Source organism: Streptomyces sp. NPDC017991, assembly GCF_044328075.1.
In the GTDB taxonomy this organism is placed as follows: domain Bacteria; phylum Actinomycetota; class Actinomycetes; order Streptomycetales; family Streptomycetaceae; genus Streptomyces.
In genome coordinates this window covers 1-13796 of record NZ_JBIRGP010000016.1, presented here as the reverse complement: position 1 = coordinate 13796, position 13796 = coordinate 1, and the positions used below count along the sequence as shown (strand labels likewise).

Genomic DNA, 13796 nt, shown 5'->3' with positions numbered 1-13796 from the left:
CGCGAGAGCCCGCAGCGGGAGCGCCCGAAGCGGATGGGCCGCCTGGAGCGCTTCGCGTACGAGGATCCCGGCGTGCCCGACCTCCGCGGCGGCGGCCGGTATCTGTGGTGGCTGGTCACCCGGCAGCCGGGGCGGTCCGCGGCGGGCGCGGTGCTGGCCACCACCTGGCTGGTGCTCATCGCGCTGACGCCGTATCTGCTGTCCCGGGCGATCGACGACGGGCTGGAGCCGGGCGACCTGGCCGCGCTGGCCGGCTGGTGCGCCGCGCTGCTGGGCCTCGGGGTGTTCAACGCCGTGGTGGGCGTCCTGCGCCACCGCACGATGACCAAGGTCCGGATGGACGCCAACTTCCGTTCGGTGAAGCTCGTGGTGGGGCAGGCGACCCGGCTGGGCGCCGGGCTGTCCCGGCAGACGGGGACCGGCGAGGTCGTCACGATCGGTGTCGGCGACGTGCTGACGATCAGCGGCGCCCTGACCGTCGTGGGGCCCGGCGTCGGCTCGGTCGCCGCCTATGTCGTCGTGGCCGGGCTGCTGCTGTCGGTCTCGCCGCCGCTGGCCGCGGTGGTCCTGGTCGGCATCCCGGTGATCGTCGTACTCGTCGGTCCCCTGATGGGGCGGCTGCGGAGCGTGGAGACGGAGTACCGCGAGCGGCAGGGCACGCTGACCGCGCGGATCGGGGATCTCGCGGGCGGACTGCGGGTTCTCAACGGCCTCGGCGGGAAGGGGCTGTTCGCCGACGCCTTCCGCCGGGACTCGCAACTGCTGCGGGAACAGGGGTACCGGGTCGGGGCCGTGACGAGTTGGCTCCAGGCGCTCGGTGTGGGGCTGCCGACGGTGTTCCTGGCCGTCGTGACCTGGCTGGCGGCCCGGCTCGCCGCCCAGGGCTCGCTGACCGTCGGCGAGCTGGTGGCCGTGTACGGCTATGCCGCGGTCCTCGTGGGCCCGGTGGCGTTCTTCGTCGAGTGCGGCTACCAGATCAGCCGGGGCGTGGTGGCCGCCCGACGCGTCGTACGCTTCCTGGCCCTGGAGCCCCTGATGTCGGACGGCTTCCCCGCGGACCCGGCGAAGGACTCCCCCGCGGACCCCGCCGCACACCTCCCTCTAGACGCCCCGGCGGAGCCCTCGGTGCTGCACGATCCGCAGTCCGGTGTCCGCGTGGTGGCGGGCTCGCTGACCGCGCTGGTCGGTGCCCGTCCGGCGGAGTCCGCCGCCGTGGTCGACCGGCTCGGCCGGTACACCGGGTCGGCGGCCACCTGGGGCGGCGTACGGCTCGACGCGATCCCCCTGCCGCGGATACGGGAGCGCGTCCTGGTCGCCGACAACGAGGCCGACCTGTTCGCGGGCACCCTGCGCGAGCTGCTCGCCGGCCGCCTGGACCAGGACGGTACGGACGACACGGCCGTCGGCAGGGCCGTGCACGCGGCCGTCGCGGACGACATCGTGCTCGGGCTGCCCGACGGGCTCGACTCGGCCGTGGACGCGCAGGGCCGCAGCCTCTCCGGAGGCCAGCGGCAGCGTGTACGCCTGGCGCGGGCCCTGCTGGCCGACCCGGAGGTGCTGCTCGCGGTCGAGCCCACCTCGGCGCTCGACGCGCACACCGAGGCCGCGGTCGCCGCCCGGCTGCGCGCGGAGCGCGCGGGCCGCACGACCCTCGTCACCAGCACCTCGCCGCTGGTGCTCGATCAGGTGGACACCGTGTACTACCTGGTCGACGGCGAGGTCGCGGCCGTCGGCGGACATCGCGAACTCCTCGAAAGGGAGCCGGGGTACCGGGCGCTGGTGGCCCGCGACGCGGAAGAGACGGAAGGGGCCGTGCGGTGAGCACGCAGCTGCCGGTCGCCGAACCGGCCGACGTGCGCGCCGCCGCGGCCCGGCTGATCCGCGCGGACGGCCGTGCCTTCGCCGCCGTGCTCGTCCTGAACGCGCTGGCCGCCGCTGCCGGTCTGGCCGGCCCGTGGCTGCTCGGCCGCATCGTCGACGAGGTCAGGGCGGGCGCCGGGGTCGCCGTCGTGGACCGGCTGGCGCTCGTCATCCTGGTGTGCGCGCCCGCCCAGTTGCTGCTGGCGCGGGCCGCCCAGTTCGTGGGGCACCGGTTCGGGGAGCGGACCCTGGCGCGGGTACGCGAGGAGTTCGTCGACCGGGCGCTGGCACTGCCCGCGTCCGTGGTGGAGCGGGCGGGCACCGGCGATCTGACGGCCCGCGGCACCGCCGACGTCGCCGCGGTGGGCACGACCCTGCGCGACGCGGGGCCCGAACTGCTGATCTCCTCGGTGCAGGCGCTGTTCCTCATCGGCGCGGTCTTCCTGCTCGATCCGCTGCTGGGCGTCTGCGCGGTGCTCGCCCAGGCCGGTATCTGGTTCGCCCTGCGGTGGTACCTGCGCCGGGCGCGGCCCGCCTACCTCGCCGAGGGCGCCGCCACCTCGGAGGTCGCCGAGATCGTCTCGGCCACCACGGCCGGCGCGCGCACGGTCGAGGCGTTCGGGCTGCAGCGGCGGCGCGTCGCCGCGAGCCGGGACGCCCTCGACACGTCCCGCCGCACCCGTATGCGCACGCTGAACCTGCGGTCCGTGTTCTTCCTGACCGTGGAGGTCTCGAACGTCCTGCCCGTGGCCGTCGTCCTGATGGTGGGCGGAACCCTGCACGCGCGGGGCACGATGAGCGTGGGCGCCGTGGTCGCGGCGGCCCTGTATCTGCGCCAGTTGGAGTCGCCGCTCGACACGATCCTGATGCGGGTGGAGCAACTGCAGAGCAGCGGCGCCTCGTTCGCGCGGGTGGAGGGCCTCGGCCGGGCCCCGCGCACCGGACCCGCGGGGTCGCCGTCGCAAGTGCCGTCGCCGTCGAAGTCCCCCGCCCCGGCGGACGACCGCATCGACGTACGGGGGGTGCGTTACGCGTACGACCGCGGCGGCGAGGTGCTGCGCGGGGTCGACCTGACCGTGCGGCCCGGGGAGCGGCTGGCCGTCGTGGGGCCCTCCGGCGCCGGGAAGACGACCCTGAGCCGGCTGCTCGCGGGCGTCGACGTGCCGGGCTCCGGCACGGTGACGGTCGGCGGGGTGCCGATCGCCGGCCTGGACCCGGAGCAGCTGCGGCGGCAGGTCGTGCTCGTCACCCAGGAGCACCACGTGTTCCTGGGCACGGTCCGCGACAACCTGTTGATCGCCGATCCGGCCGCCGACGACGCCGCGTTGTGGGCGGCGCTCGCGGCGGTGGGCGCCGACGACTGGGTCCGGGAACTGCCGGACGGGCTCGACACGGAGCTGGGTCCCGGCGGCGGTCCCCCGGCCGTCGACCACGCCCGGCCGCCGGGAGGCGCGCCCGTCGCGGACGGCTCCCGGGCCCAGCAGCTGGCGCTGGCCCGGGTGGTGCTGGCCGACCCGCACACCCTGATCCTCGACGAGGCCACGGCGCTGCTCGACCCGGCCACCGCGCGCCACACGGAGCGCGCGCTGGCCGCCGTGCTCGAAGGGCGCACCGTCATCGCCATCGCGCACCGGCTGCACACCGCGCACGACGCGGACCGGGTGGCCGTGATGGAGGAGGGACGGCTGACCGAACTCGGCACGCACGAAGGCCTCGTGGCGGCCGGCGGCGCCTACGCGGCTCTGTGGCACTCGTGGCACGGCGAACGGTCCGCATACCGAACATGACCCTCCGGACAACGGAGGCTTTCCGGCCAACTTCCTGTCGCGCCCCTGACAGATGTGCCAATTTCCTGCCACTCTTCCCACGACCACCTCACAGCAACCTCACAGAAATCGCTGTGGCGTGGTGCTCGGCTCTGCACGCAAGTGGCCCCACCCGCACGTGGTTCTGCGTTCCGTCTTGTTCTGCCCGGACGGCTCTCGACCGTCCGGTCCCCCCTGGCCACGCGTTCGTGGCCACGCAGAAGGAGTCCGTGTTGAAGCGCACCTCCCACAGACCCACCGCCCGCTCCGTCCCCCGCAAGGCTGCGGCCGGCGCGCTCGTCGCCGTCGCCGCCCTGCTCGCCGCGGCCGTCCAGACGGGCGCCGCGACCGCGGACGCCCCACCCGCCCCGGGCAAGCTCGACAAGGGGTCCCTGTCCGTCAAGCTCTCCCCCGCCCAGCGCGCCGCGCTGATCCGCGACGCCGACTCCGCGAAGACGGACACCGCGGCGGAACTCGGCCTGGGCGCCAAGGAGAAGCTGGTCGTCCGTGACGTCGTCAAGGACGCGGACGGCACGGTCCACACGCGCTACGAGCGCACCTACGCCGGACTCCCGGTCCTCGGCGGCGACCTGGTGGTCGACACCGCGAAGTCGGGGAGGACGGAGGGCGTCACCCGGGCGGTGAAGGCCCGGCTCACGGGGCTCACCACCAGCGCCGCCGTGAAGCCGGCGGTCGCCGAGAAGCAGGCACTGACGGCCGCCTCCGCGGAGGGCTCGAAGAGGACCGAGGCCGACGGCGCCCGCAAGGTGATCTGGGCCGCGGGCGGCAAGCCGACTCTCGCGTACGAGACGGTCGTCGGCGGCCTCCAGCACGACGGCACCCCGAACGAGCTGCACGTCATCACGGACGCGGCCACCGGCAAGAAGCTCTTCGAGTACCAGGGCGTCGAGAACGGCACCGGCAACACCCAGTACAGCGGCTCGGTGACGCTCGGCAGCGCGCAGTCCGGGTCGACGTACAACCTCACGGACACCACGCGGGGCAACCACAGGACGAACAACCTGAACCGCGGTACGTCCGGCACCGGCACGCTCTTCTCGGGCCCGGACGACGTGTGGGGCAACGGCGCCGCCTCGAACACCGAGACGGCCGCCGCGGACGCCCACTACGGGGCCGCGCTCACCTGGGACTACTACAAGAACGTCCAGGGCCGCACGGGTATCCGCGGTGACGGCGTCGGCGCGTACTCCCGCGTCCACTACGGCAACAACTACGTCAACGCCTTCTGGCAGGACTCCTGCTTCTGCATGACGTACGGCGACGGGTCGGGCAACGCCAAACCGCTCACGTCGATCGACGTGGCTGCGCACGAGATGACGCACGGCGTGACCGCGAACACCGCGGGACTGGTCTACAGCGGGGAGTCGGGCGGCCTGAACGAGGCGACCTCCGACATCTTCGCGGCGGCCGTCGAGTTCTACGCCGGCAACAGCTCCGACGTGGGCGACTACCTGGTCGGCGAGAAGATCGACATCAACGGCAACGGCACGCCGCTGCGGTACATGGACAAGCCGAGCAAGGACGGCGCGTCCAAGGACAGCTGGTACTCGGGCATCGGCTCGGTGGACGTGCACTACTCCTCCGGCCCGGCGAACCACTTCTTCTACCTGCTCAGCGAGGGCAGCGGCGCCAAGACCGTGAACGGCGTCGCGTACGACTCGCCGACCTCCGACGGCCTGCCGGTCACCGGTATCGGCCGCGAGAAGGCCGCGCTGATCTGGTTCAAGGCGCTCACCACCAAGTTCACCACCACGACCAACTACGCGGCGGCGCGCACCGGAACGCTCGCGGTCGCGGGCGAGCTGTACGGCACCACCAGTGCCGAGTACACGGCCGTGCAGAACGCCTGGGCGGGCATCAACGTCGGCGCCCGGCCCGGCGGCGGGGGCGGCGGCACGTCCTTCGAGACCACGACCGCGGTATCGATTCCGGACAACGGAGCCGCCGTCACCTCCTCGATAACTGTTTCCGGCCAGGCCGGAAACGCCCCCTCCAACTTGATCGTGACGCCGAACATCACCCACACCTGGCGCGGTGACCTGGTCGTCGACCTGGTGGCCCCCGACGGCTCGTCGTACCGCCTCAAGCCGTTCAGCTCCTCGGACTCGGCGGACAACGTCACCGAGCCCTACACGGTCAACGCCTCGACCGAAGTCGCCAACGGAACCTGGCAGTTGAAGGTCCAGGACCAGGCGGCGCAGGACGTCGGCAGGATCAACGGCTGGAAGATCACCTTCCCCCAGAGCTAGCCGCGCGACCCCGGCCCACGGGGTGCCGTCCCGGGATCCGAGTCCCGGGACGGCATCCTCTTTGCTCCTGCTTTGCCGCCGCCTTGCCCAGTGCTTCCGGTTCCATTGCCGGGCCTTTGCGGGCGATCAAGTCCGCAATGCGTACGCCGATCTTCGGGCAGCGGACGATTTCCGGCCAACCTCTCTTTGCCCCGCTGACATGTACGCGACCCAACTGGCACTGTTCACCTCGCACGGCAGGCACACCCGCACCGCAACTTCACAGCAGCCCGACCGCTTCCCCATACCGGTCGGACACCCCCCACGAAGGAGCTTGTGTGACCCCCCTCTACGCGCGTCGCAACCGCACCACCCTCGCCATCGCCACCGCTGTCGCGGCCGGTGCTCTCCTCACCACCGGTCTGACCACCGGTGCCTCCGCCCAGACCCCGGTGGAGAAGTCCGACACGACCCTCGCCGCGGCGCCGGTCCAGCTCACCCCCGCGGCCCGTACGAGCCTCATCGCGAAGGCCGACGCCGCCACCACGGAGACCGCCGACGAGATAGGTCTCGGCGCCGACGAGAAGCTGGTCGTCAGAGACGTCCTGAAGGACGCCGACGGCACGACCCACACCCGTTACGAGCGCACCTACGCGGGACTCCCGGTCCTCGGCGGCGACCTGGTCGTCCACGAGACCAAGGCCGGGAAGACCACGGGCGTGACCAAGGCGACCAAGGCCACCGTCAAGGTCGCGGACGTCACCCCGTCCATCGCCAAGTCGGCGGCCGAGAAGCAGGCCGTGTCGGCCGCGAAGGCCGAGGGCAGCAAGAAGTCGGCCGCCGACAAGGCGCCCCGCAAGGTCGTCTGGGCGGCCGACGGCAAGCCGGTCCTGGCCTACGAGACGGTCGTCGGCGGCTTCCAGCACGACGGCACCCCGCAGGAGCTGCACGTCGTCACCGACGCCGAGTCGGGCAAGAAGCTGTACGAGTGGGAGGCGGTCAAGACCGGTATCGGCAACAGCCAGTACTCCGGCAAGGTCACCATCGGCACCTCGCTGTCGGGCTCGACGTACCAGCTCAACGACACGTCCAGGGGCTCGCACAAGACGTACAACCTGAACAAGGGCACCTCCGGCACCGGCACCCTGTTCACCGACGCGGACGACACCTGGGGCACGGGCGCGGCGTCCAACACCCAGACCGCCGCGGTCGACGCGCACTACGGCGCCCAGGTCACCTGGGACTTCTACAAGAACGTGCTCGGCCGCACCGGCATCAAGAACAACGGCGTCGCGGCCTACTCCCGCGTCCACTACAGCACGGCGTACGTCAACGCCTTCTGGCAGGACTCCTGCTTCTGCATGACGTACGGCGACGGCTCGGGCAGCGTCAAGCCGCTCACCTCGCTGGACGTCGCGGGCCACGAGATGAGCCACGGCGTGACCGCGAACACCGCCGGCCTCAACTACAGCGGTGAGTCGGGCGGTCTGAACGAGGCCACCTCCGACATCTTCGGCACGGCGGTCGAGTTCTACGCGGCCAGCACCACCGACGTCGGCGACTACCTCATCGGCGAGAAGATCGACATCAACGGCAACGGCACCCCGCTGCGCTACATGGACAAGCCGAGCAAGGACGGCGCGTCCAAGGACAGCTGGTCGTCCAGCCTCGGCTCGGTGGACGTCCACTACTCCTCCGGTCCGGCGAACCACTTCTTCTACCTCCTCTCGGAGGGCAGCGGCGCCAAGACGATCAACGGAGTCAGCTACAACTCCACGACGTCCAACGGCACGACGCTCACCGGCATCGGCCGCGACAAGGCCGTCAAGATCTGGTACAAGGCGCTCACCGAGTACATGACGTCCACGACGAAGTACGCGGGCGCCCGTACGGCGACGCTGAGCGCGGCGTCGGCGCTGTACGGCTCGACGAGCACCGAGTACAAGGCGGTGGCGGCGGCCTGGTCCGGCGTGAACGTCGCGTAACGCTCCACACGCGGGCGGTACCCGGGACGAGGTCGGTCCCGGGTACCGCCCTACTCTTGGTTCCCATGCCCTTCACGTACGAGGATGTGGGCGCGACCCGCGACGGCCGGTGCCCACCCGGCTTCCACCCCCTGCACGTCCGCACCCGCATAGGTGAGGGCCACGAGGTCTTCGAGAAGGCCTCCCAGGCGGTCATGACCTGGGAACTCCACAAGGCGGCCGGTGTCACCATCACGACGGACGCCGCCGAGGCCGCCCCGGGCGTCGACGTGACGGTCGGCCTGGGGTCCTTCATCCAGGCGCCCTGCCGCGTGGTCTGGACCCTCGGCGAACCCCGTCGCGCCGGCTGGGCCTACGGCACCCTCCCCGGCCATCCGGAGTCCGGCGAGGAGGCGTTCGTGGTCGACCGCACGGGCGACGGCACGGTCTGGCTGACCGTGACCGCCTTCAGCCGCCCGGCGAAGTGGTACACCCGCGCGGGCGGCCCGGCCACCCGCGGCCTGCAGCACGCGTACGCGCGCCGGTGCGGGGCGGTGCTGCGGAGGATGTGCGCGGAGTTCGACGAGGCGTAGCACCCGGCCGCCTCGCCCCGCCGCCCGCCGCCTCCCCTCCCCTCACCTCACCGCATGAGCACCCCCGCCCCCTCCACCAGCTCCTCCGCGGGGACCGCCACCAGGCCCAGTTCCGCGTTGGAGGCGAGCAGTCGGTGGGCCGGGAGGATGCGGACCGTGTAGCCGAAGGGGCCCGTGCGATCGAGGGAGAGCGGGCCCTCGTAGAGCCGGCGGCCCTCCGCGTCCGGGCCGCCCGCCGGTTTCAGCGGGAACGTCGTGCCGTCCGTGATGCGGTCCTCGGAGTCGACGCGCCCCGAGACCGCCTGGACCTCGACGTCGTCCGGAGCCAGGTCGCCGAGGCCGACGAGGACCCGCAGGGACAGCGTCGAGCCCAGTTCGGCCGTGGCGGTCGCGGCGGTCGTCTCGACATGGTCGACCGTGATGTGCGGCCAGGCCGCCCGCACCCGGGACTTCCACACCGCCAGCTCCCTCGCGGCGGGGTGGTCCATGGAGCGGTGGGCCAGGGCCGCCGGGGTGTAGAGGCGTTCGACGTACTCGCGGACCATACGGCCCGCCAGCAGCTTCGGGCCCAGGTGGGACAGGGTCTGGCGGACCATCTCGATCCAGCGGTCGGGCAGGCCGGCCTGCCCGAGTTCGTAGAAGCGCGGGGCCACCCGCTGTTCCAGCAGGTCGTAGAGCGCGCCGGCCTCCAGTTCGTCGCGGCGGTCGTCGTCGACCGCGGTGCCGTCCGCCGTGGGGATCGCCCAGCCGAAGTCCGGCCGGAACCATTCGTCCCACCAGCCGTCCAGGACCGACAGGTTGAGGCAGCCGTTCAGCGCGGCCTTCATGCCCGACGTACCGCACGCCTCCAGGGGGCGCAGCGGGTTGTTGAGCCAGATGTCGCAGCCGGGGTACAGCTTCTGCGCCATCGCCATGCCGTAGTCGGGGAGGAAGACGATCCGGTGGCGTACGCGCGGGTCGTCGGCGAAGCGCACCAGTTCCTGTACGAGGCGTTTGCCGCCGTCGTCGGCCGGGTGGGCCTTGCCCGCCACCACGATCTGGACGGGCCGCTCGGAGTGCAGCAGCAGGTCCATGAGCCGGTCGCGGTCCCGCAGCATCAGCGTCAGGCGTTTGTAGGAGGGGACGCGGCGGGCGAAGCCGATCGTCAGGACGTCCGGGTCGAGTACGCCGTCGATCCAGCCCAGTTCGGCCGTCCCCGCGCCCCGCTGCCGCCAGGACGCGTACAGCCGCTCCCGTACCTCGGCCACCAGTTGCTCGCGCAGGGAGCGCCGCAGCTCCCAGATGTCCTGGTCGGGGATGTCGGCGACGGCGTCCCAGGTCTCGGAACCGCCGACGGTGAGGGCGTCCTCGGTGCGCTGCGCGCCGATCTGCCGGGCGCCGAGCCGGAACACCTCGGGGGCCACCCAGGTGGGGGCGTGGACGCCGTTCGTCACGGAGGTGATGGGGACCTCGGCGGGGTCGAAGCCGGGCCAGAGCCCCGCGAACATCTCCCGGCTGACCTGGCCGTGCAGGAGGGAGACGCCGTTCGCGCGCTGGCCCAGCCGCAGTCCCATCACGGCCATGTTGAAGAGGTTCGGCTCACCGCCCGGGTAGGTCTCCAGGCCGAGGCGCAGGATGTGTTCGACGTCGACGCGCGGGAGTTCCGCGTCGGGGCCGAAGTGGCGGGCCACCAGCTCACGGTCGAAGCGGTCGATGCCGGCGGGCACGGGGGTGTGGGTCGTGAAGACGGTCCCGGCCCTGACGGCCTCCAGGGCGGCCTCGAAGTCGAGGTCCTCGTAGGACAGTTCGTGGATGCGCTCCAGGCCGAGGAAGCCCGCGTGGCCCTCGTTCGTGTGGAACACCTCGGGCCGCGCGTGGCCGGTGAGCCTGCAGTACGTCCGCACGGCCCGCACGCCGCCGATGCCGAGCAGCATCTCCTGGAGCAGCCGGTGCTCGCTGCCGCCGCCGTAGAGCCGGTCGGTGACACCGCGCTCGCCGAGGTCGTTCTCCTCGACGTCGGAGTCCAGCAGCAGCAGCGGGACCCGGCCGACCTGGGCCAGCCAGATCCTCGCGTGCAGGGCCGTACCGCCGGGAAGGGCCAGGGAGACCTGGGAGGGGGTGCCGTCGGGTTCGCGCAGCAGGGAGACGGGCAGTTCGTTGGGGTCCAGGACCGGATAGTGCTCCTGCTGCCAGCCGTCGCGGGACAGGGACTGCCGGAAGTAGCCGTGCCGGTACAGCAGTCCGACACCGATCAGGGGTACGCCGAGGTCGCTGGCCGCCTTGAGGTGGTCCCCGGCGAGGATGCCGAGGCCTCCGGAGTACTGCGGCAGCGCGGCGGTGATGCCGAACTCGGGTGAGAAGTAGGCGATGGCGTCGGGGAGTGCGGACGGCTGGGACTGGTACCAGCGGTCCCCCGTCACGTAGTCGTTGAGATCGTCGGAGGCCGCGGCCAGCCGCCTCAGGAACCTTCGGTCGCCGGACAGCTGGGCCAGCCGCCCGGACGACACGCTCCCGAGGAGCCGTACCGGATCGCAGCCGGCGGCGCTCCAGCGCTCGGGGTCCACGGACTGGAAGAGGTCACGGGTCTCGGCATGCCAGGACCAGCGCAGGTTGCGCGCCAGATCGCTGAGGGGGTGGAGGGCTTCCGGGAGTACGGGACGCACGGTGAACCTGCGGATGGCCTTCACGAGCTTCCACCTTCACAAAGGGCGTATCGCCAAGGACGTACGGACGTCACCCACGACGGTAGCGGCGCGGTTGCTCCACAACCACGGCGCGCGGCGCTGCGCGGGGTGCACCGGGGGATGTTCCGCGGGGTGTTCCGCCGGGCGTGCCGTGGCCGAAGTGCGGGTTCGGTGGGGGCTGGGCGCGCAGTTCCCCGCGCCCCTTTCGGGGCGCGGCCTTCCGTGCGGGGGCGGGGGCGATATGGCCGATTCCGTACCGGCGTGCGGCCTTGTGGGGGTTCGCGCCGCACGAGAGGCTGCCGCGCACAGGCTCCCGCAGGTCGGCAACCCTTGACCAAGTACACATTCACAGACCGGTCTCGTCCCGCGAATCCCGGGTAGATGCTTCACGGATCAGTGGACGCTTTGCAGATCAGTGGCGGATTCCCAGCGGTCGGGGCCGGTCTTGTGTGTGGACATACGCGCGAGTAGTTAACAAAGTGCCGGATTGCCTACCCGAAAGGGGAGGGAAGGCTCCAGCGGTAACGCACAGCAGGAACCACCTCCCCACACTCTCATCCGCCCACCCACGTTGACGCGGACAGGAGCGGTCATGCCCGCCATGCACCACCAGTCGTCACCACCCCCGACGCCCCGCACGACACCACCCCCGGATCCGGGGGAGAAAGCAGACAGCCCCGCCGGTCAGGCCGATCCGGTCGGTCCGGCCGAGCCCACGGCCTCCGGCGCCGAGCAGGCCGCGCCCGCCGCGCCCGCCGCCTCCGCCACCACCACCCCCGAAAGTGCCTCCTTGAGTGCCCCCGTGATCGGCCGCATCCCCGTCCTGGACGTACGTCCTCTCGTCGCGGGTGGCCTGCGCCCCGCCAAGGCCGTGGTGGGAGAGTCCTTCGAGATCTCCGCGACGGTCTTCCGGGAGGGCCACGACGCGGTCGCCGCGAACGTCGTGCTGCGCGGCCCCGAGGGCCGCACGGGCCCCTGGACACCGCTGCGCGAACTCGCCCCCGGCACGGACCGCTGGGGCGCCACCGTCTCCGTACCGGCGCCCGGCCTCTGGACGTACACCGTGGAGGCCTGGGGCGATCCGATCACCACCTGGCGCCACCACGCCCGGATCAAGATCCCGGCGGGCATGGACACCGAGCTCGTCCTGGAGGAGGGCGCGCTGCTGTACGAGCGCGCCGCGGCCGGGGTGCCGAAGAGCAAGGGCCGGCGGCAGGCGATCCTCGCCGCCGTGGAGGCCCTGCGCGACACCGGCCGTCCCGCGGCGGCCCGGCTGGCCGCCGCGCTCACCCCCGACGTGGACCATGTCCTCGCCCGTCACCCCTTGCGTGAACTGGTCACCGCCGCCGCCCCGCTGAACCTCCAGGTCGAGCGCGAACGGGCGCTGTTCGGCTCCTGGTACGAGTTCTTCCCGCGCTCGGAGGGCGCGGTGGTGGAGCCCGGAAAGCCACCGGTCAGCGGCACGTTCCGGACGGCGGCCCGGCGGCTGCCCGCGATCGCGGACATGGGTTTCGACGTCGTCTATCTGCCGCCGATCCACCCCATCGGTACGACCTTCCGCAAGGGACCCAACAACACGCTCGACCCCGGCCCGTACGACGTCGGGGTGCCGTGGGCGATCGGCTCGCCGGAGGGCGGGCACGACGCCGTCCACCCCGACCTCGGCACGATCGACGACTTCGACGACTTCGTGCGCCGGGCGGCGGAACTGGACCTGGAGATCGCGCTCGACTTCGCCCTCCAGTGCTCACCCGACCATCCATGGGTGGAGAAGCATCCGGAATGGTTCCACCACCGCTCCGACGGCACGATCGCGTACGCGGAGAACCCGCCGAAGAAGTACCAGGACATCTATCCGATCGCCTTCGACAGGGACATGCCGGGCCTGGTGCGGGAGACGCTCAGGGTGCTGCGGTTCTGGATGAGCCACGGCGTGCGGATCTTCCGTGTCGACAATCCGCATACGAAACCGGTCATCTTCTGGGAAGAGGTGATCGGGGAGATCAATCGCACCGATCCCGATGTGATCTTCCTGGCCGAGGCGTTCACCCGCCCGGCGATGATGAACACCCTCGGCGCGATCGGTTTCCAGCAGTCCTACACGTATTTCACCTGGCGCAACACCAAAGAGGAACTGACCGAATACCTCACCGAACTCTCCGGTGAGGCGGCGGCCCATACGCGCCCCAACTTCTTCGTCAACACCCCCGACATCCTGCACGAGTTCCTTCAGCACGGTGGCCGGGGCGCCTTCGAACTGCGCGCGGTGCTGGCCGCGACACTGTCCCCGACCTGGGGTGTCTACAGCGGATTCGAGCTGTGCGAAGGCGTGCCGGTGCGCGACGGCAGCGAAGAATACCTGAACTCCGAGAAGTACCAACTACGTCCACGGGACTGGGAGTCGGCAGAACGCGAAGGCCGTAGCATCGCGCCTCTGATTGCCGCGCTCAATGCGATCAGGCGCCGCAGCCCCGCCCTTCGACAACTGCGTGACCTGCATTTCCATCACACGGACAAGGAGACAGTGCTCGCGTACTCCAAGTCGGCCACGGACGCACGCGGATCGAACACGGTTCTGGTGGTCGTGAACCTCGACCCCCACCACACCCAGGAAGCCACGGTCTCGTTGGACATGCCACGACTCGGCCTCGACCGGCACGCG

7 protein-coding genes are annotated in these 13796 nt (G+C 71.5%); 6 read left to right on the top strand and 1 reads right to left on the bottom strand.

Going from position 1 to position 13796, the window contains the following annotated elements; all coding sequences use genetic code 11:
* The first annotated feature begins 33 nt into the window (after positions 1–33).
* The 5 genes from ACH4DZ_RS36970 (at position 34) to ACH4DZ_RS36950 (ending at position 8471) form a co-directional block, all read left to right on the top strand.
* The gene (locus ACH4DZ_RS36970) at positions 34–1821 is read left to right on the top strand and encodes an ABC transporter ATP-binding protein (RefSeq protein WP_398293300.1); all 1788 of its coding nucleotides are present in this window, start codon (positions 34–36) and stop codon (positions 1819–1821) included.
* Positions 1818–3647, top strand: a complete 1830-nt coding sequence (locus tag ACH4DZ_RS36965; RefSeq protein WP_398292836.1) for an ABC transporter ATP-binding protein — start codon at positions 1818–1820, stop codon at positions 3645–3647. Before ACH4DZ_RS36970 ends, ACH4DZ_RS36965 begins: the two co-directional genes overlap by 4 nt.
* Positions 3648–3898: 251 nt before the next feature.
* Positions 3899–5935: a M4 family metallopeptidase gene (locus ACH4DZ_RS36960; protein WP_398292834.1), complete on the top strand. Its 2037-nt coding sequence runs from the start codon at positions 3899–3901 to the stop codon at positions 5933–5935.
* Between the two features lie 317 nt (positions 5936–6252).
* Positions 6253–7899, top strand: a complete 1647-nt coding sequence (locus tag ACH4DZ_RS36955) for a M4 family metallopeptidase (protein ID WP_398292832.1) — start codon at positions 6253–6255, stop codon at positions 7897–7899.
* A 65-nt stretch (positions 7900–7964) separates the two neighbouring features.
* A complete protein-coding gene (locus ACH4DZ_RS36950) occupies positions 7965–8471 on the top strand; it encodes a DUF1990 family protein (RefSeq protein WP_398292830.1) in 507 nt (168 codons plus the stop codon).
* Between the two features lie 47 nt (positions 8472–8518).
* Here ACH4DZ_RS36950 and glgP read toward each other — a convergent pair whose 3' ends face one another.
* The gene (glgP, locus tag ACH4DZ_RS36945; protein ID WP_398292828.1) at positions 8519–11137 is read right to left on the bottom strand and encodes an alpha-glucan family phosphorylase; all 2619 of its coding nucleotides are present in this window, start codon (positions 11135–11137) and stop codon (positions 8519–8521) included.
* Positions 11138–11726: 589 nt separating this feature from the next.
* On the opposite strand from glgP, the gene ACH4DZ_RS36940 reads away from it, so the two are divergent.
* Positions 11727–13796: alpha-1,4-glucan--maltose-1-phosphate maltosyltransferase (locus tag ACH4DZ_RS36940; RefSeq protein WP_398292826.1), on the top strand; the 2070-nt coding region annotated here is incomplete at its 3' end.